Annotated in this window: 15 protein-coding genes; 4 read left to right on the top strand and 11 right to left on the bottom strand. The window is 38.3% G+C overall.

Translation table 11 applies throughout. The features are described 5' to 3' along the window. Positions 1-64: 64 nt before the first annotated feature. The 9 genes from brxL to EXIG_RS01785 form a co-directional block, all read right to left on the bottom strand. Positions 65-2,122: a protease Lon-related BREX system protein BrxL gene (brxL, locus tag EXIG_RS01825; RefSeq protein WP_012369228.1), complete on the bottom strand. Its 2,058-nt coding sequence runs from the start codon at positions 2,120-2,122 to the stop codon at positions 65-67. A 16-nt stretch (positions 2,123-2,138) separates the two neighbouring features. Next, positions 2,139-4,697 carry a BREX-1 system phosphatase PglZ type A gene (pglZ, locus tag EXIG_RS01820; RefSeq protein WP_012369227.1) on the bottom strand — a complete coding sequence of 853 codons (2,559 nt, stop codon included), beginning with the start codon at positions 4,695-4,697 and terminating at the stop codon, positions 2,139-2,141. A gap of 30 nt (positions 4,698-4,727) precedes the next feature. Then, positions 4,728-8,261: a BREX-1 system adenine-specific DNA-methyltransferase PglX gene (gene pglX, locus EXIG_RS01815; RefSeq protein ID WP_234944559.1), complete on the bottom strand. Its 3,534-nt coding sequence runs from the start codon at positions 8,259-8,261 to the stop codon at positions 4,728-4,730. Between the two features lie 70 nt (positions 8,262-8,331). Next, positions 8,332-11,910 carry a BREX system P-loop protein BrxC gene (gene brxC, locus EXIG_RS01810; RefSeq protein WP_012369225.1) on the bottom strand — a complete coding sequence of 1,193 codons (3,579 nt, stop codon included), beginning with the start codon at positions 11,908-11,910 and terminating at the stop codon, positions 8,332-8,334. A gap of 49 nt (positions 11,911-11,959) precedes the next feature. Next, positions 11,960-12,526, bottom strand: a complete 567-nt coding sequence (locus EXIG_RS01805; protein ID WP_012369224.1) for a DUF1788 domain-containing protein — start codon at positions 12,524-12,526, stop codon at positions 11,960-11,962. A 9-nt stretch (positions 12,527-12,535) separates the two neighbouring features. Then, positions 12,536-13,132, bottom strand: coding sequence for a DUF1819 family protein (locus EXIG_RS01800; RefSeq protein ID WP_012369223.1), 597 nt, complete (start codon positions 13,130-13,132; stop codon positions 12,536-12,538). Positions 13,133-13,724: 592 nt separating this feature from the next. After that, positions 13,725-14,153: a hypothetical protein gene (locus EXIG_RS01795; RefSeq protein ID WP_012369222.1), complete on the bottom strand. Its 429-nt coding sequence runs from the start codon at positions 14,151-14,153 to the stop codon at positions 13,725-13,727. 89 nt (positions 14,154-14,242) lie between these two features. Beyond that, positions 14,243-16,567: a DEAD/DEAH box helicase family protein gene (locus tag EXIG_RS01790; protein WP_012369221.1), complete on the bottom strand. Its 2,325-nt coding sequence runs from the start codon at positions 16,565-16,567 to the stop codon at positions 14,243-14,245. Continuing rightward, complete coding sequence (locus tag EXIG_RS01785) at positions 16,564-16,887, bottom strand: nucleoside triphosphate pyrophosphohydrolase (RefSeq protein WP_012369220.1); 324 nt, start codon at positions 16,885-16,887, stop codon at positions 16,564-16,566. Before EXIG_RS01785 ends, EXIG_RS01790 begins: the two co-directional genes overlap by 4 nt. Before the next feature lie 110 nt (positions 16,888-16,997). Between EXIG_RS01785 and EXIG_RS01780 the strand changes: the two genes are divergently transcribed. Continuing rightward, positions 16,998-17,387 carry a RidA family protein gene (locus EXIG_RS01780; protein ID WP_012369219.1) on the top strand — a complete coding sequence of 130 codons (390 nt, stop codon included), beginning with the start codon at positions 16,998-17,000 and terminating at the stop codon, positions 17,385-17,387. Between the two features lie 38 nt (positions 17,388-17,425). Here EXIG_RS01780 and EXIG_RS01775 read toward each other — a convergent pair whose 3' ends face one another. Beyond that, positions 17,426-17,806, bottom strand: a complete 381-nt coding sequence (locus EXIG_RS01775) for a hypothetical protein (RefSeq protein ID WP_012369218.1) — start codon at positions 17,804-17,806, stop codon at positions 17,426-17,428. Continuing rightward, on the bottom strand, positions 17,803-18,174 hold the full coding sequence (locus EXIG_RS01770; RefSeq protein ID WP_012369217.1) for a hypothetical protein: 372 nt from the start codon (positions 18,172-18,174) through the stop codon (positions 17,803-17,805). The genes EXIG_RS01775 and EXIG_RS01770 overlap by 4 nt, the downstream gene beginning before the upstream one ends. Positions 18,175-18,372: 198 nt before the next feature. Between EXIG_RS01770 and EXIG_RS01765 the strand changes: the two genes are divergently transcribed. The 3 genes from EXIG_RS01765 to EXIG_RS01755 are packed head-to-tail and all read left to right on the top strand — an operon-like array spanning position 18,373 to position 19,692. Further along, positions 18,373-18,711 (top strand): PadR family transcriptional regulator, encoded by a 339-nt coding sequence (locus tag EXIG_RS01765; protein WP_012369216.1) that lies wholly within the window; start codon positions 18,373-18,375, stop codon positions 18,709-18,711. Next, complete coding sequence (locus tag EXIG_RS01760; protein WP_012369215.1) at positions 18,704-19,186, top strand: hypothetical protein; 483 nt, start codon at positions 18,704-18,706, stop codon at positions 19,184-19,186. The genes EXIG_RS01765 and EXIG_RS01760 overlap by 8 nt, the downstream gene beginning before the upstream one ends. After that, entirely contained in the window at positions 19,183-19,692 is a 510-nt protein-coding gene (locus EXIG_RS01755; protein ID WP_012369214.1) for a permease, read from the top strand. The genes EXIG_RS01760 and EXIG_RS01755 overlap by 4 nt, the downstream gene beginning before the upstream one ends. Positions 19,693-19,708: the final 16 nt, after the last annotated feature.

Genomic DNA, 19,708 nt, shown 5'->3' with positions numbered 1-19,708 from the left:
TTTAGCTATAAATAATATTGATATTCCACAAGTTAGAACGTGGAAATGATACAAACAATATACTTCAATTCACACCAAGTGCTTTAAACACAGCATCTGTCGGATCTGCATAAAACACTGGTTGTACTTTGACTAATAAATCAGGTGGAACAGTTTGTAAATCCATAACAGATGATGCAGGGATTAATACTTTTTTCGCTCCCGCATCGACACAGACTTGTAAGACACTTGCAAATTCTTCAACCTTTGCGATTGTTCCCCCAACAGTCATATTACCAATAACGACTGTACTTTCTTGAACCGATTTGTCCAATGCTGCTGAGCATAAGCCAATTAGTTCCGCAATCGCAAGTTCATTCGTTAGTCCAATTCCTTGAAGATCACTAATATGCATCAAATAATCTTTTGTTTTGGTACTAATCGTATTACTAATACTTTTACTGTTAGCTGTGAAGAAACGAAAAGCTGTGTCTAAGCTTTCTTTTGTCTCTCGAGAAGAACCAACACCCGATTTATCAAACTTACCCGTTCCACTGACAACTTGATTTTCGAGTTTGTAAACGCCTATCATACCTGAGTTACCATGCCCTACGACATAGATATGTCCAGACTTACCCATACCTTCAGGAATGAGCTTTCCGCCACCTTGTTCTGGGACTGAAACATGCTCTTCTTCCAGCGTCTCTTTATCGATATAAGAGAACATCACATCATAAAATTCCATACCACCAATTTTCTTTAATTGTTCTTTGACTCGGCGACGTCCTTCTAATGCATAACGCAAAATTTCTTCAATATCTTCTTTCGTATAAATTCCATTTGGATAGATGAGCTTTACCATCCCTGATACTGTTTTACGAACGGCTATAGTATCTCGTTGGTTTAAGTTATTACCCAATTTAAAATAGCGATCTGTTGAATCTGCAAACGAGCGCTTTCTCATTTCTCTAAAGAATTCAGCGATATAGTCTACAATGAATCCGTATTTATCAGTAAAGAAGTCTGGTCGCATTTTGGGAATTTCCCAGCCCGGCATATAATAATGCATTCGATCAAAAAATGCCGTATCATTTGCCATTTCTTCAGGGAATGGTGCAAATAAATGTGAGGTTTTTAATAAGACATCTAAACTTTGATTGATATTACCAACAAACACCATAGAGGCCGAAGCATTTTTTTCTTCTTTACCTCTGGCAAACGATCCTGAAGCCATGTAATCCTTCATAATTTGAATGCCATCTTTGTCTTTAAATCGAATACCTGCGACTTCATCAAATGCGACGCAATCCCACATTCCAACCAGTCCAACTTTTCGAGTAGACATATTATAGAACAAATTGGCTACTGTTGACTGTCCACCCGATACTAAGATGGAGTTAGGTGAAATTTCTTTGTATACATGTGATTTTCCTGTTCCACGAGGTCCAAGTTCACACATGTTGTAGTTGTTTTCTACGAGAGGTACCAGTCGTAAAAGTAAATGCCACTTTACACGTTCCTCTAATTGTGTCGGTTCCATCCCAGTCGATCGAATCAATGCATCGATCCATTCATTTTTTGTAAATTGCTTGCGCCCTTCAAATACCTCATTCATGTCCATATTCGGCATTTGAATTGGCTGAAGACTGCTAACACTAAATGGATTTGAAGCTCGCCCTTCTTCATCGTAATAATAATCAATCTTGACCATACACCAAATGCCACCGACAAGAAGTTTATCAAACTCTTTTACAAAATTAGAAGGAATCGGAACACCTTTTAATCCAAGATTCGAAAACTCTGCTTCATACGTATCAATCTTCGGATTTAAAGCTACTGTCACTTTATCAATAATTGAATATTGTCCCAATTCACGAATTCTAGATTTGATCTTTTCTGATTCGTCTGGACGAACAAAGTTGTCAGTCAAGATTTTTTTTACCCGGTCCACACCTTCTTGAATGCTCTGCTCATCATCAGTCGCTGCATACATTCCTAACAAATACTCAAGTACATATACAGGAACATTTGCACCTTCTTTAATGAGTTTAGTTAAGTCTTTACGAACAACTCGCCCAGCAAATATATCATTTAATTTCTTATCAAGATCTAATGTCGAAGTCCCATCTGTTTCTTCTGCCACAAGTACACCTCCTCAATTAAAAGTCAAAATCACTGACAATTCCTAGACTAATGGAGAATGGTATCTTCTCTGTTACAACTCCTGTTTCTAAATCTTTTACAAGTAAATAATACATTTTGTTACGATCATACGAAATACTTTTTAAGACAAATTGAAGCTTAAATATACGATCTCCAGGGTTATCAAATGTACGATCTCCAATAATTGTTTCTTCATTGGACAACACCGTTCCATCGATATCTTCGATACAAATAACCACTGTACGCGGAATCATCTTATCTTCAACTTTTTCTGTTTGGAAAAAATTCAAATTGAAAATACTATTCGTAATTTTGCGTGTCGAACTTGTGAGTTTAATGTCTACTTTTTGGAGAGCATAAGATCCCTTTTGACCAGCTCTTTTGTTTTTGTAGACAACTAACGGAACCACAACTTCTTGTAAACTTGCACCACCATGAACAAAGTTGACGCCAGTTCCTTGCATGCGATTTCGAATCGTCCCATTTGGTACATAGGCTGTCAGTTGCTCTTCATTATCCACAATTGAAGACAAGTTAATACCAAGCTGTCCAGAAATTTTGCGTTTTTCTTTCGACAATACATAACGACGTTTTACTTCGACCGCATTTAATACTTCATTACTTATTTTATCGCTGTCTTCTAAGGCATCACGTTGATATAAAAAACCATGGTCAGCAGTGACGTAGATGTTCGTTCCACCTAAGTCATCGCGAATCATTTTAACTAATGCCTTTAACTGATTTAGGGATGTTTCAACCGCATTGAACGTATAAATTTCAGTAGAAGCTTTATCGCCCATCGCATCAATTGTGTCGTGGTAAATATATACAACGCGTTTCCCTTTAAACGTTTCTCGACGAGCCGCTTTATTCATGGCAAGCATATCTTGGAAATGAATGGCTAGACTATCTTCTACATAAGACTCGATAATTTTTTTGCGATTTTCGAGTCCTGCTGAATCCTTTCCGTCTACTAAGACGCGACCATTTTCATCAAAATCTAACTTACGATGTGGTAATAGTGCTGCCATACCTAACTTCGTTACAGAAGGAACTACGCCAAGCATGGATTGCATCTCACAAATACCTGTCGTTTCAAAGTTTAAAAGATCTATTAGTTCCAATCCCACTTCATAACGCATAGCATCTGAAACAATAACGAAAACACGTTCACCTTTTCGAACATGCGGAGCAACCGCTGACGAATAAAAACTTTGCTGACTTGTAATTCCTGGAAGCGACCATTCCTCAACCATTTCTGACTTAACTGATTGTGACCAATGAGAGCTCAATTCACCGATAAACCAGTTGGTATACAAGTGTTCAACAAGTTCTTTTAACTTTTTCACTAACTCGTGATTACTTTCTTCATCATAGGCCACATAGAATTTCCGGTAATATGTATCCATAACGAAATACTCATCACGATAAGCTTTGTACAAATCAATAACTGACCCTTGTGAAATTCCTTGTTGATGTGCTTTATAAAACTCCTGCATTTTTACTGTGTAATAAAGAGCTTCATATATCGATGCATACTTTTCGTAATAATGTTTTACACGTCTCAATTTAATCAGCTTCGTGTACTCCTCATAATCTTCAAGCCTCTCCATTAAGTTATTCGCAATGTAGATAATAATGACTTTATCGATATAAGGGAATGTATCAGCTTGTTTAAACTCATCTACCGGAATATCTTGTAGAATACTTGGCAGTTTAATTTCCTGCTCTACCATTTCAGCATACTGATCAAATACTATACTATCTGTTTTATGATGCATCCAGTGATCGATAAACACCAATGCATTTGCTTTGTTTCGTACAGCTATAAAATCCTTTACACTCGTTAAATATTCATCGCTTATAGAATGTGTGAACGCTGTGACGGTTAAATGAATAAACAAAGTCTTCAAGGTCTTGGTTTCGCGCACATAGCCATAGTAATTTGCGACATATCGCCAAAATATATCCATATCAAAAAATCGTTCTAACTGAGATAAGAGTTTGTTTTCACCCTCGTCAAGCGTATCTATTAAAACTTCTTTTAACACCGCTTCAAAATCTGGTGTTTTTACATTACACAGTACGCTCATAATCGCCAATTCAATCGTTTCTTCCGAGTAAGACTCAATAGCAAATGACTGAAATTTACGGAAGCGTTCTTTATTGTTAAAAAATCGTTCGTGTTTCTTAATAATCGCTCTAAGAGAAGAATCTATCTGAAGTTCATTTAAGATAAGTGAAATTCGATCTGCGAAAAATGTCTTAGAATAAAGTACTGTATCTACTAACCAATTGTCTTCTACACTTAGTTCTAGGGTGGTATAGATCAGATAAAAGGACGTCGAATCTTCTTCTTCCAACAAATGCTTTATATAAAATGAATTTCGATCAGATAATGCTTGGACTTTAACATTTGGTAATGCTAATTGACCAATTTCCTCCGTAAATTCTTCATCCTTATCCACCCAAAACACAAGCTTTCGTTGTTCGCCATCTTTTAACGGTTCATTAAAAATGTCTTGTAGTGTGGACTCAATTTGTGCCATGTTCATAGCATTTACCTGCCTTTTAATTACTTCAGACTATATCTTTGCCACTAAACCCTTAAATTTTTCATAGTTCACTTTCACACCATCATCTAGGTCAATTTCAATTTGCATATCTGCCATGTGATGAAGTAACTCGTCGTAAGCTTTCAGTTCATCTATTTTTTTGTCGAGCGACTTAAGTGCTTTCTTAGCACTACTAATTTCCTTCGTAGTCAAATCTCCTTCAATAACATTAAGCAAGTCTTTCTTTTCCGCATCTAAGCGAATTTGAACTTCGTGTAAATAGTCCGTTCGCATGCGAGAAAGCGTCGTTTTATCATAGCGGTGCATATAGATTAAGCAGTTGAATGCCTTTTCCTTACCTGATGTGAATAACCAGTAAATTGGTCGTTTCTTATATACTTGCACATGATCTTTATAAAAATCATTTAGGAAGTAGCGACGCAAAGCCTCTCTTGCTGTTTCATTTTTCTTTCGACCGATTGCCACTGCAATAAAGTCTAGATTTTCTTCAAGTGTCTCTTCACTAAACGTTATTCGAACAAAGTCGACAAATTTTGTAACGATATCATCTTCGAAATAAGTACCGGATAGAATGGGAATAATATTGTCTTCATCTGCTGGGAATATCTTGTATTGAGACATATTAAACTCTCCACCAGCATAGATTAAACTATCTTTATCTAGTGAATAGCGACCAAAAGAACACCCAATTGCATAGGATATGAAGCTTTTAGTGTCTCTTCCTAAATCTGCTTTATGAATGGTTATATCATTATCCTCTATTTTAGATGTAAGCTCGTCTTCTAAGCCATAAATTTCAATGAAGATATAATCAATTTCTTCTTCATTTAACTTTAATTGATTAAATTCAGTTTCTGCAATCCGCTCCCACTGCTCAAATGATAATCTAAATGATTTAGTATCATATTCTATCAACGGATGTTTTTTATAATCCCAGGAAGTTTCATAACAGTCCCAATTTCGTTTGGAAATAGCTATGCTATTTGTAACTAATTTTTCAATAATATTGTGCTTCTCCATTACTTCTTTATAAAAAGGAGTCTTTATTATACTCCCTGGGAGTATATTCATTGTTTGATTTGTTAAAGAAAGATAAAATTCTCCAACTACCGAATTTAACAATGCCAATATAGGAAAAAAGTTTAACTTATTATTTACCGAACATAAAGGTCCGGCATCATCAAAAAGATATCCAAACGGTACAAATCTAAATGCAGGTGCTCCTGAGGTAATCTTTGTCCAAGTAATTGCTTCATTGAAAGCATACATACCATTATAATTATGCGACTTCACTCTTCCATTAACAGAGTTATCGTGTATTATTTCATGCCCATCATTCTCCCAATTAACAATATATTCATTGTTACCATACCATTTTCTATACGTTCCGCCCTTTTGATACGGAAACCATTTTCTTTTTGATTTTTTTGCATCTAATGAGCTACTTGCTCCAAAATTTATTTTCTCATCCGCAACTTCAAACCACATCCTAAGAAATCTACCTGTATCACCCGTAACCAGACCTATTCTCGGATTAGCTATTTCTCCAAGCAAAGTATTTTGAACAAAACTTTCCGCTATTTTATTTCCCACCCAATATGCAATGGGACTTCCCGGGATTTTTCTAAAGTTCTCTTGGCTGAAAGAATAGCGATATGCTATAGAAGAATTTTGAACAGCTCCAATCACTTTGTCTCTTTTCTCATCCGCTGCTCTATTTCCAATTAATCTTAAATACGTACCTTTATAATCTCGTATTTCAGTATTTCTTAGTACAAATGCTGTCGATTGAACAACTTCTCCACCGATTTCCTCAAATGCTCTTGGTCCTAAATGTAACATTGTGTCGATGGATTTTCTTTTAATGACTTTTTCTCGTAGTTTCTCGTAGCTGGACAAAAACATCCAAGATTGTTGATTAATCGCAGCATAAAACGCATTCTGTTTTAAGTAATGATCTACTTCCATAAAAGCAGCAAATAAATCTGCTTTTGAATCAGGATAGTTTTTTATAAGAAAGTCTGATAATTCTTTGTTCATACTACCTGACCCCATATATGGTGGATTCATAACAACGATATCGTATTGTTTACTCATAATTTTCGTTTGCTTAATCAGAAGTGGTAGTGCAGTTATTACTTGATCACGCTTTTTAGTCTCAAAGATATCTGCTATCGGATTTTCTTTGATTTCTTGTAGTCTCTTTTCTAAATACGTCAAATCAGTTTCTTTCGCTTGAATAAGCGAACCAAAGGTTTTGGCATTTTTATATTCTTCAAAAAATGCTTTAGTTGAGGAAATCCTCGTCTCTTTATCGTCTCCAGCCACATAAGAAATGACATCGTCACTCCAGCTATTCGTTTCCTGTATAGCTGCTAAGTTTAATATAAGTCCTTCTTTTTCAATACTTCTTAGGAAGCGTCTATTGTATTGTAATGCTTTCATAACCATTGAAAAACTTGCTAATTGATAAGCACGATCATCAATATCTAACCCATACAAATTGTTTTCAAGGATTAGTCTTGGGATTTCTCGTTCTGTGTAACCGCACTTACTATAAATCTCATATAACACATCAAACATGTACAACAGAATATGCCCACTGCCCATTGCTGGATCGAAACATTTAATTTCTTCTACGTTTAATTCTTTATTTACATACGGAGCAATTTTTTCTTGGAAATCTTCTTGTTCATGTTTCAAGAAAAACTCCCAATTCGCTATTAAGTAGTTATGTTCAGGATGAGCTTCTGTCCAATAACGTCCGAGTGAATTTTGCACCATATATTGAACAATCCAATCGGGTGTAAACAGTTGTGTCGCAAAAGGGATTTCTTCTGCTTTATACTTATTTTTAGCTTTGAAAACTCGATCTTTTTCTTCTGCAATATAGTATTGGTACAGCCACCCAATGACCTCTGTTTGTTTCCAATTCTCTTCTGGTATAAATTCTAAATTTATCATTTGACTAATGAATGAATCTGTTCCAAGTAATCCTTCAGGGAAAAGAATTTCAGAATAATCTTCAATCGTCTCGAACATAAATGGCATATAGCGATTCAAGTCATTGCAATGCATTTTGATCAAGTATTTAAATAACTCATCTGTTTTATTATTCAGTTTTAAGTCATACACATAGTCTTTATCCAAATTTAAATTTAAAGACAATGCTTCTTTCATCATGTCGGGTTCTGCGCTATCTGAATTGGAAGAAAGCACACGGACTTTTGTTGGAAGGTATTCATTTACTTCCATATAACGCAATGCAACAAAACGATTGAACCATGTGTATGCTGTTTCACCCATCACACGGTCAAAGCCTATATCATTGATTCGAGCAATAAGTTTGTTTCTTTGCTTTCTTTCTGTATCTGAAAGCTGTCTACCTTCGATAAAGACAGCGTCTGAACTTTCTACACTTACTTTTTGAATTGACTCCGCAGTAATACCCAGTTTTCTAGCTTGAAGTTCTACTTTTTCAAGTAATTCTCTTCTTGCTTCAATTGCAAATTTTTTTAATGCCGATTTATTCAATACATTCACTCCTTATGAAAATTACAGACACCGACAAACTAAATTTTGTCGGTGTTGATGTCTGCTAGAATTCCATGCGTTAATCTATAAATTTGATCTCTTTATTTGATTTAATGATTTGTTTTAACTTATGAGATAAGGCATTAATATACTTGTCTACATCTTGTTCTGTCTTTAATGTATTTATATCAACTAAGTTTTTTACTTTTACACTTTCTGTACGAATTTCTAGTGGGCTAATTGGTGGATCAACAACCTCATCGCCATGTCCTCCTTGATGCTCTTCTTCTTTCTTACGTTGCCATTCAGCAATTTCTCGTTTAATGCTAAGGATACTTCGTTCTTTAAAACTTGTACTTTGGGCAATAGTTGCATCAACTTTATAAATATCGGTAAATGCATCTAAATTAGTTTGAAAGCTAGTATAACGTTCTTCGATTTGCTGCGTTGTTTCGTTAGATACTCCGTATTGTCTTGCATGTAGAGACAATTCATCATTATCGGCTTTTAGCTTTTCTTGAACGTTATTCTTTTTCTCAGATAAAAGAGACGTCATTTGCTTTTCTAATTTGTAAATCAATTCTGGAATTTCTTTAATCTTACGATAAGGAATTGGATTTTGGATAATAGACTCGAGACTCGTCATAGCCACTGTTACGATTGAGTCTGTCAAATATGCTTTATTTTCTTCGTACTTATTCAATCCAGCTAAACCTTGATCAAAAATTTCTTTCTGGTTTGTGTCAAAGAAACTTTTCACATAAAAAATATCTTCTTCCCAGTCAATCAATTCTTCTTCAAGCTCTGTTAATTTGGTGAAAAATGTAGCGTTATCAATCTTTTGCTCAAATTGAGTAAAATACTCCAGCCCTTTATCAAGCAAACTCATTCCTGGATATTTCCGTCCTTCGTAACGTACTTTATATAAATTAATTTCGTCTATTTGTTTGCCAATGAGTACACGAATATCTTTGACAAGACCATCTTCATCATCTGCTAAATCAGTTGTATTAAAAACTTCTCTACATACCCGTTTAGCTGTCTGAATGAGTGCACCGTCAACTTTCACCCGTTTAAAGATTAGTCCTTTTCCTAATTCGCTTGCTTTTCCTAAGACTTTTATTAATTTATCTGTATCTACCTCAGGTTCTAAGTACTCTGAATGATAGCGAATACGAATACGCTGTTCTTTTAATAACTCTACAAGCAACCCAGCAATATCTAGCTGCTTCCATCCAAAGGGTTTATCTTGGAAACGCTCATATATCGCTTTCACATAATTTTGTTTTTGGGCCTGATTTTGCATATCGATAAATTCATAGACTTCTCGTTTAGCTAATTCATTTGGTTTTGTCACAATGCTATCGTCTAGAGACAGCTGATCATTGATTGAAGCTAAAATAACGATCAATTGCTGCTCATTCTCTATATGCTCTTTTATATATCCTAATTTGAAATATACATTATCGATTAATTGTTTAAAGGCAAAGTTAATTTTTTCTTTTACGGAAGAGCCTTTACTATCCATTTTGTCTCCATTGACAAAGAAAGACCCGTTTTTAATCGCATCATCTAACAGTTCACGTACTCTTCGTCTTCTTTCACGTACTTCAGCTTGCTTGTTGTTTAAAATGTTTTGAATATTTTCTGGAAGCTGTGTAATGTTCTTTTTCTTACGAAATTCTTCTATTTTAAGTGCTTCTTCTATTTCCTCAATGTATGCTTCACTACCACCTAATTTAATTATCATTTCACTACTGTCTGAAGTTATCATCATCATTTCCTGATCTGACTTTTGATAGTTGTCTGATAGTGGAGATAAGATATGCAACCCGATACTAGATGTCTGAGCTCCATAATTTTTTTCGTCCATTTTTTGATTAAAACTAAAGGAGTGAAATTTATTATAAGTGAATCGTTTATCCTCGTATAAATCTTGGAATATATAGTTGGCTAACTCACGTTTAATAATGTCTTCATCAATATTCATTTGTTTAATTTCACGGTTAATATCTTGTTCATCATCTGTTAAAAAGAGATAATGATCGCCATTTTTTTGAATCAAGGTTTGCCCGATTAGCTTTCTCAAAGAAGCTTTAATTTTTTCTTTAAGTTGAAGCTTATCTTCATCAATATGGGCAACCATAAGTGTTGCAATATTATCAATGCTTGCTGGCAATTCTTTAATGTATTTAATCATGAACAATACTTTCAATAAATCCTGATTAAATCGATCATCTTTCAAAACCGAATTCTCTGTTGCCCCTTCGATAACTCTCGATATCGACGGGTTTAAAAATTCTTTGATTGTATCGTAGAAGGCATAAAAAGGGATTAGAGAGCCTTCCTCTTCGTCTTTATACCGTAGTCCTGCTTCTTTAAAAGCAGAAAGCATCGAGCGTTCACCTTCAGATAAATGCTTGCCCGATGAGCCATGTTTACGTACTTGTTCAAATACATTTTGCAATAACTTAAATTGGTACGGGACGAACGGGTAAACTTCAGCAAACTCTTGCTCATTATTGTATCCTCTAAGGTCCGCTGTACTACCAGTAAAACTGATGAGGTTTTTTAAAATTGCGCTTTTTTCAGGGTATAGCACTTTTAATTTGTCATTAACGTGCTTATGCTTCTCCAAAATCCGCTTTTTAATAACTTCATCGACTGATATCGAAGATAACGATAGTCTTGTATCAAAGCGTCCTTGAATACGAGAAAAATCATCACCTTTAACTTTTACGATGGAATCAATACTTTCTTGTGATGTCACCATGATCCACACTTTTCCTTGCGCATGTGTCCCTAAATCCTCTGTTAGTGTTTGCAAGTTAAGCATTAAATCACGACTGTCTCCTATGTATTGACCAATCTCATCAACTAAAAATACCAAATGAAATTTTGGTCCTTTTTCATCGATATACTCTTTTACGTCTCTTGAGAATTTTTCAATACTAATTTCAAAATTGTTTACACCTTCATTAAACCAGTCACGTGCAGTTTCTTCCGACATATCTGTCGCTTTGGTTAATGCCCCAATGATATAATCTGCATCGAAGTAGAAGCTGTTACGACGTTCATCCCACATCTCACCTGCTAACGTATAGAATTCTTGTTTAAACGTTTCATAAAAACCTCGTTTATCCAGGTATTTCTCCATTTCAGCGACCCCTGGAATATCCCCATAGTAGCCTCTATGATCGTAAAATACTTTCATAAAAACGCGCAAAATAGCATCTTCTTTTGATTTGCTACCTAAAGAACTTTTAGAATCGATGTTAAACAAAATTACTTCTGTGTCCACATCAGCAGTACGTTTCATGTTGGAATAGACTAATGTATCTTGTACTTTGTTTTCAAAGAAATCGATTGGATGTTTTCCTTTAACAGACTGATTCTCTAATAGGTATGCGAGAATTTTAAGAAAGTGAGATTTACCGGATCCGAAGAATCCACTAATCCAAACACCCATTTTATCTGTCTTGCCGTTAATTCCTTTTTGGTAATTGTCGTAGAACTTCGAGAAATGTTTGTGCAACTCTTGAGTGACCACATATTCATCAAGTTCTTGATAAATATCCTTTTCATTCGTTTGTGCGACTTTAATAACGCCACGTATATCACGTTCAATGTCCTTTAAGAACATCTCTTTTAGTAGCATGTAAAATCCTCCTCGTCTTATATAAAAATCAATTAATTACTGTATTTTCTTAATCAACTAAGCGAAATGCTCTATAATAATTATCGTCTTTAAACTTACTGAATAATTGCAATGATTGACCATCGTATGTTCCAGGGAAAAACATTACCACGGGTGTCTTATCCAATACTTCTTGAAGGTTATTTAAAATATTGTGCGAACGTACAAATGGATACACTTTCCCGATGCCAGTGAGAAATACAACATTGTGATCGTCTAGCTGTTCCTTGATTTTCTGTACAAATACTTCCGGTTTGGCAAACGCGGTCATAGCTCTAAATAAGGCATCTTTTCCTTGATGTTCTTCCATATCAAAGACGCGATCAAAGATACGCTTTTCTTTTGTAATCTCGATAAGCATTTTGTACAAATCGAATTCAATGATACTTCTATCAGTTCCCTCATAATTGAACTCTTTTTTTATGTGTTTTACATAATCTCTAACAATAAGTTCATCCTTTGCTTCATAATCAAAAACATAAAAACTAATTTCATTCCCTAAGCCGCGCCCATCAATAAATTTTTCTTCTTTGATTTTTGGAATGATACTATCTAGTCTTGCATTTAAATTCGCCATACTTTCTCCTCATTCACCCATCGCTCGTACATATCGAACATCGCCTATACGGTTAAGGTATTCTTTGATTTGTTCGTCGATGATGATGTGTCCTAGTTCTTTGCTTTGTCGACTTTTGAGAAATCCACTTTCGAAAAGGACCTGCATAAACGCTCGCTTTAACTTTTCGATATTAATATCGCTCCAACTCGATATTTTTTCACTCTGCTCTAACTTTGCTTCGAAAAAGAGGTTGATATCCTTCTTCTCAATCAAATAATCGCCATTGCGTAACTTTTCACTAATTACTTCATCCATAAATTCAAAAAAAAGAAGATCGGTCTTCATAATTGCATACAAATTAATTACTTTACTCATTTCAATAGAACCCTCTAGCATAAGAATTGCTAGAGCCGAGTCAATTACATGAGCTCTTTTCATCACTGATGGTAATGTGCGCTTGATTCTCCCTTTATTTTCAAACTGAAATAAATTTTCATCCACTACTTTGCTTCGAATTTCTTCAATAGAAAAACCTTCTTGTTTCAATTTGACTACTTGTTTCAGTTCAAACAGTAAGTACGACGCCCCGTTCATACTTGAAGAATATTCTAATTCTATTGTCATCTAACCAATCCTTTCATACAAGACTACAAATCTCATTATTTTACAAAATCCGTTTCATAATAACTAATCTTATTTTTCTGTTTTTCGCTAAAAAGTTTTATAACGCTTTATTTCCTCAAAATTTGACCTTTGTCTTCCATTTTTACTTATTTCTCATTTTAGTCTTACTTCATTATAGACAATGGAGGTCAAGGTAGTCTTTTAGCTATATCATATATTTTAAAAGTAGTAAATTAATAATGAATACATAAAAATAGAACGACTTCATGAAGTAGGTACCATCCTAGTCAAAATGAAGTTAACACTTCAATTAACAGAAACCACTGTAAAACATTTTCTTCCGAATTCTTTAAGAGAGTCAGGATATAGCTAAATTACTTATGAAAATACGCTTCAATGAAAAAATGATGATCGAGGGGACCATTTAATAGCCCGTTCTCATAAAAATAACGATATATCTATCACGGTCTTCTCACCCGTCCAGATATATCGTTATTTCCGTGTATTTTTATACTGCTCTTAATTTTATCGTTCTCATAACTATAAAAGTCTGTTTCCTCAGAAGTGATACTAGCCTTAATCACGTTTTAATTTATACATGTTCTACAGTTTTAACGACTTCCCCACTCACATAAAATTTTTCATCATTTCCTCGAACCTTGATATGATCTTCCCAGATATAAAATCTCCATTTTTCATCTTTTGAATAATCCAAAATCATATCCGCTGTCATTAAACGTCTCAAATTTTTGAATTCTACAAAATACACCTTGTTACCTTCAATTCGAACGGCCATGATCGCCATATCTGCACCATCCAAAATTTCAACTTGCTTCGTCGACAAGTCAAACCAACCGTGCTCTTGATTGTGCAGTTTCGTTTCTGGTGTACATAAGACTACTGATTTGTCATTACGCGTTGTTCCTTCGTACATGATTTTCTTTTGTTTCATAATTGTAAGTGCACAATTGTATCTTTCACTAATCATTTTAACAACAGTTTCTTTTTCTGGTATCAACATCTATAAAACTCCCCGTCACGTTTAGTGAATTATTTTATTAAAAATCAAATATGTATTACTATGTTATCATTTTTACTAACTTTATTAGCCTAGCTTGAAAAATAACTTTCAATTCGAAAATGAACGATATCCGTTATCCATTTCATTAATATCCTATTGGTGGTTTTAAGGTCCTTTTGGATATATAACGTTTTCTGATCTTCCGTCGTTTCAAACGGATATACCATCTTCGGAAACGGTTGTTGCTTCAGCAATGTCACTATTTTGGATTCATTGTATCCATTTTCAAATACTTTTCCTTGCGCATCCTTCACTTCCCGATACTTCTCTGCATGCAAATACTCATAAAAAAATGGCGCCACTTCTTCAGCCGTAATCGGCTCCATCCAACGTCCTTCCCCCCGCTCAAGCATCGCCAGCAAGACAACCATCTTGTAACTCCGGTTCATCACCGTCTTTTCGACCTGTTCAATCAGTTCACGGTTAGCATCGTAAGTCTCGATTTCTTCATCCGTCAATTCACCTTGTTCCTTCAGGAAACCAACGTACGAGCTCCACTCTTGTTTATAGCCAGTCGGCACGGCTGTCAGTTGACCAATCTCAATGTAGGTTGGACGACGCCCGAGATCGAGCTTCAATTGTTCGTAACTCTCAATCAATCGGAGTTTCCGCTGATTCGGTTGACGCATCCGATGAATGATATTCAGCGCTTGTGTATCGAACTCGATGATGCATCCCTTTGGTGGGGTAATCGGCTCCTTATCCCCCCGCTTGAGCTTGTCTTTTACTGTTCCAAGCAACATCAGCTTCGTTTCGACGTTTTTATAGTTCCCAATCAAATCGATGATGACACAATGTGATTTCTCATTCGCTAAACGTAAGCCCCGTCCAATTTGCTGGGTGTAGATTGCGATTGATTCCGTCGGCCGGCAAAACAGTAACGTATCGACTTTCGGAATGTCGACTCCTTCATTAAACAAATCGACCGTAAAGACGATCTCTACCGTTCCCTGTTCAAACTCTTGGATCCGCTCCCGTCGATTGATGGTCTGTCCGGTCAAGGCAATCACTTGGTGTCCCATTTCCCGGAACGTCTGCGCTAAGTATTCGGCTTGACGGATCGACGAACAAAAGCCGATCGTCTTCGTCTGCCGGTGCTTCGACCAGGCGGCATAGATGTTTTCAGAAACTGTCCGATCAATCTGCGCCTGTTCCAGTTCCATCGCATCATATTTCCGTCCCATCCGCCGCAATTGCGAATAGTCGATGACGTCATGAATCCCGTAATAATGGAACGGTGTCAGGAATCCTTCATTGATCGCTGACGTGAAGTGCATTTGAAACGCAACATTATTGTCGCACAGTGCATAGACGTCCGCTCCGTCCATCCGGTCCGGCGTCGCTGTCAGTCCGAGCAAAAAACGGGGTTCGAAATGCGCCAGAACTTTTTGATAGCTTTTAGCTGCTGCGTGGTGAAACTCATCGATGATGATCAAATCAAAATAATCTTGTGCGAACCGTTCAAGATGCCGGTTTTGGGATAACGTCTGGACTGATCCAAACAGCACGTCCGTCTGTTCATCATTCGTGCGGTCTGATCCGATATAAAAGGCTGTCTGCCAATTGGATTCGACCTTCTTAAACGAACGTTCCGCTTGTTCCAGCAACTCACGTTGATGTGCGAGGAACAGAATTCGTTTAAAATCACGCGCAAAGAACGCACTGAGATACGTTTTCCCAAGTCCGGTCGCAAGTACGGTCAAGGCACGCGTCCGTCCTTCTTCCATCGTTTCCCGGAGTGCACGTAAGGCTTCCTCCTGCACCCGGTGCGGTAGAATTTCTTCGGACATGACGAGCTGTTGCTCCGCATAATCAACTTCCGGTTCCGCAACATATTGCCGTGCGTCATGTTCTTGCCGGTACGCTTCGAGGACAATCGGATTCAGGTCTTGGGCTGCTTCACTTAAATAAAGATCCATGAATGCCTCAATCGCCTCATCCAAGATATGCGGTGCCACGGCTTGCGGCAAATGGAGATTCCACTCAACACCGGTCCGAAAAGCGCTTTTTGAGATATTCGATGAGCCGACAATCGACAGACCGGTCTCTGCGTTGCGGAACAGATAGGCTTTCGGATGAAACGCCCGTCCGCCGGAGCGATAAAACCGGATCGACAGACCGTCCAGTTTCAATAATTCTGCCAACGCCTCCGGGTCCGTAATATGTAAGTAGTCACCAATCAAAAAATGAACATCAGCGCCCCGTTCGACGGCGTGACGTAACGCCGGTAACAACAGTTCGACACCAGAACGTTGCGCGAAGGCAGCGACGATATAGACTTCATCCGCTTGGTCAATGGCATCGACCAACGACGCATACAAATCGTGTGTCGTCAGTTTTGCGGCCGGAATCAATCTTCGACCTCAATCAAGTACAACTTGTCATCAAAGCCACCGCGCTTATCGTTTTTCTTAAGCCGGATTGCTTCAAGTTGTTCCGGTGTTGTTCCATGCGTCCGAGCCAGCACGTGAATTAGTTCCAATAAATCAGCAAGTTCTTCAACTGCTTCTTCAGTCGTCGTTGCTTCTTCATATTCGGCTACTTCTTCATGCAATTTCCGTTTCGCTTCGACGAGGAACTCTTCCTCGTTAAGGGTCCGGAATGTTGCTTTTTTTCCGTTCCGAGCAATGATAGTTGGAATCTGATCCCGGACTAATTTATGATAAAGAGGCATTGGATTCACTCCTTGTAAGTATGGTGATGATGTTGTAAAAATTATCCTATAGTTCAAGGCAGATAGCACGTTCTACATACGATTTATTTTAAATTAGAGGAGGAGTTTTCATGAGTTCATTCCAGAAAATCGAAACAACTAACGCACCCGCTGCAATCGGTCCTTATTCGCAAGGCTTCATCGCAAACGGTACGTTATATGCATCCGGTCAAATCCCGATCAATCCTGCGACGGGTGAAATGGTCGCCGGTGGCATTACGGAGCAGACGGAGCAGGTCATGAAAAATGTCGATGCCATCTTAAAAGAAGCCGGTCTGACACCGAATCGTGTCGTCAAAACGACGTGTTACTTAACGAGCATGGATCATTTCGCTGCATTTAATGATATCTACTCCGATTACTTTGCTCCGCACAACCATTTCCCGGCACGATCTTGTATCGCCGTCAAAGAGTTGCCGAAAGGTGCTTTGGTTGAAGTTGAGATTTTAGGATTAGTCTAATACTTTGGAACACGTCACGTTTGGTGGCGTGTTTTTTATTACTTTGTTATTTTCTTTATCCGCTTTTTCGCCTCCAGTGACATCGCTACCACTATCGCAATCAACTGTGGAATAAGCATCAAGAGACTGACGAGCAGAATCAGTTGTTCCGCCGTCAACGGTTTGAAATAACCGTCCCATCCGAAAGTATCCATCCGACCTGCAAAGTATATCGATATGAAATAAGACACGATATTACCGGCAACCACAAACAGCAGATGACCCCACCGCTGACCGATAAAAGCAAGAACCGTGAATCCGACAAGTAACAGTAGATAACCAAGTAATGTCCCTGTCCTGAAGTCTTCGAGCAATGCCAGGTAGACGAATGGAATACAATAGCCGCCTAAGACAGCTAACCCGATCCACCACTTCTTCATCTAAACTCCTCCTTTTCAAACTGACGGTACAGCCAATCCCGAAGCAGTTCCCAGTGTTCCGGATAGGCGTTATTGCCCTGAGACGCTCCGTTTCCCTCTGATCCGCTCCAACTGATTTCCCAATAGGTCCCATCGAGAATCAGCCATTCCGTCGTGTATTCCGGTTGCCAGTCGATGACCCCGGCTTTCTCTAAACGACGTGTCAGTTCCTGCTGTTGCCGTCCTGACAAGAGAACAATCGTTTCTTCTCCCGTCCCCTCTTCTAGCTGCAATTCCCGGGTCGCAACCGTCCACGTAAATAGTTGTTCTTCTCCCATACCGGACTCCCGGTAGCGGAATTGATGGATGTGATTGTCGCTCATTGTCATCTGTCCTTCCTCGTTCACTCCTGTTATTTCCAGTATAATTCATTTTCCGTTTTCTACCTATCTCAAAAAATGATTAGGTGCTGCTAATGGATTGATTTCCAATCGGCAGTTGCATTTCCATCTTTCTAACCCTATACTGTTAACGACAGTTAAGTGTTAATAACAGTTATAAATATAACCGATCAGGAGGGATTTACATTGAAACATACCGGTCGCCACACAGGCGCTTTTTTACTCTTATTCCTTGCGAAAGGTCCCACCTATGGCGGGGATCTGCTCCAACGCTGCGAGCAGGAATTGCCGTTTAATCCAATCGACAGTGCGATTCTCTACCGGACACTCAAAAAACTTGAAGAAGAAGGTTTTGTCACCTCTATCCTCACGACGTCTCCTCGAAACAAGATGGTGAAAATGTATCAGATAACATCGTCCGGTCGGGCACAGCTCGATCGCTTTCATGAGGACATCGAACAAAAACTCCAAAATCTGCTGTATTTCCAGACGCATTATGCAAAACAGGTGAAATCCGATGGGTAACAGCATCGTGCTCTATGGACTGGTGCTTCTTCTGTCCAGTTTCTCCTTCTACAAGGACAAACAAAAGACACAGGCGGCGTTTGCGAAAGCCTGGAAAATCTTTACGAACCTGTTGCCGGACCTCCTGGCCATCCTGTTGTTCGTCGGTTTGTCGTTATCGATTCTGTCGCCTGCTCAAATCTCGGCCTTACTCGGACAGGATGCCGGATTTCTTGGTATCATACTGTCGCTCGTCATCGGAGTGATTGCTCTGATTCCGAGCTTTGTCGTCTTTCCGCTCGGCGCGACCTTACTTGAAAACGGTGCCGGACTGGCGCAAGTCTCGGCTTTAATGGCTTCACTGATGGCTGTCGGAATCATGACGATTCCGCTCGAGAGCCGCCTGTTCGGCAAACGGTTTGCTTATGCGCGCAATCTGTCCGCCCTTATGATGTGCCTGTTCTTTTCGTTACTCGTCATGGAGGTGCTTGGATGAAACGACTCAAACCATATCGCTTCTTCCTTACGATGGCCGTTCTCTTACTCGGACTTCTGCTGATTGATCCCGTACGCGGTCAGCATGCCGCCCGGCTCAGTTTGAAGAGTCTGCTTGATATGCTGCTTCTGTTACCGCCGATCCTCGTCTTGGTCGGTCTACTCGATCAATGGATCAAAAAAGACACCCTGCTGAAATACATGGGACCAGATGCTGGGGCTCAAGGATATCTATATATCTTATTACTCGCTGCCATCGCCGCCGGTCCGCTCTATGTCGCTTTCCCCGTCGCCGTCCTCCTGCTCGAAAAAGGAGCCAGCGTCCGGTATGTCGTCTTTTTCCTCGGAGCGTTCACGACGGTCAAGTTACCGGTCCTGCTGTATGAAATCTCTTCGTTTGGTCTTATCTATACAGCACTTCACATCGGATTCGGTCTGCTGTTCTTTTTCATGACGGCCCAACTTTTTGAACGGTATCAGACCGCTTTGCAGATGAAATCATTTTAAACAGAGGAGGTTTTTT

Source organism: Exiguobacterium artemiae 255-15, assembly GCF_000019905.1.
GTDB lineage: Bacteria > Bacillota > Bacilli > Exiguobacteriales > Exiguobacteriaceae > Exiguobacterium_A > Exiguobacterium_A artemiae.
Note: the sequence above shows the minus strand (reverse complement) of the source record. Positions and strands in the feature narration are given on the sequence as shown.

What these genes read in the sequence shown, in the direction of transcription:
- pglZ (WP_012369227.1), bottom strand. Translation starts at nt 4,697, where the DNA reads ATGAACATGGCACAAATTGAGTCCACACTACAAGACATTTTTAATGAA.
- brxC (WP_012369225.1), bottom strand. Translation starts at nt 11,910, where the DNA reads ATGCTACTAAAAGAGATGTTCTTAAAGGACATTGAACGTGATATACGT.
- EXIG_RS01805 (WP_012369224.1), bottom strand. Translation starts at nt 12,526, where the DNA reads ATGGCGAATTTAAATGCAAGACTAGATAGTATCATTCCAAAAATCAAA.
- EXIG_RS01800 (WP_012369223.1), bottom strand. Translation starts at nt 13,132, where the DNA reads ATGACAATAGAATTAGAATATTCTTCAAGTATGAACGGGGCGTCGTAC.
- EXIG_RS01795 (WP_012369222.1), bottom strand. Translation starts at nt 14,153, where the DNA reads ATGTTGATACCAGAAAAAGAAACTGTTGTTAAAATGATTAGTGAAAGA.
- EXIG_RS01785 (WP_012369220.1), bottom strand. Translation starts at nt 16,887, where the DNA reads ATGCCTCTTTATCATAAATTAGTCCGGGATCAGATTCCAACTATCATT.
- EXIG_RS01780 (WP_012369219.1), top strand. Translation starts at nt 16,998, where the DNA reads ATGAGTTCATTCCAGAAAATCGAAACAACTAACGCACCCGCTGCAATC.
- EXIG_RS01775 (WP_012369218.1), bottom strand. Translation starts at nt 17,806, where the DNA reads ATGAAGAAGTGGTGGATCGGGTTAGCTGTCTTAGGCGGCTATTGTATT.
- EXIG_RS01770 (WP_012369217.1), bottom strand. Translation starts at nt 18,174, where the DNA reads ATGACAATGAGCGACAATCACATCCATCAATTCCGCTACCGGGAGTCC.
- EXIG_RS01760 (WP_012369215.1), top strand. Translation starts at nt 18,704, where the DNA reads ATGGGTAACAGCATCGTGCTCTATGGACTGGTGCTTCTTCTGTCCAGT.
- EXIG_RS01755 (WP_012369214.1), top strand. Translation starts at nt 19,183, where the DNA reads ATGAAACGACTCAAACCATATCGCTTCTTCCTTACGATGGCCGTTCTC.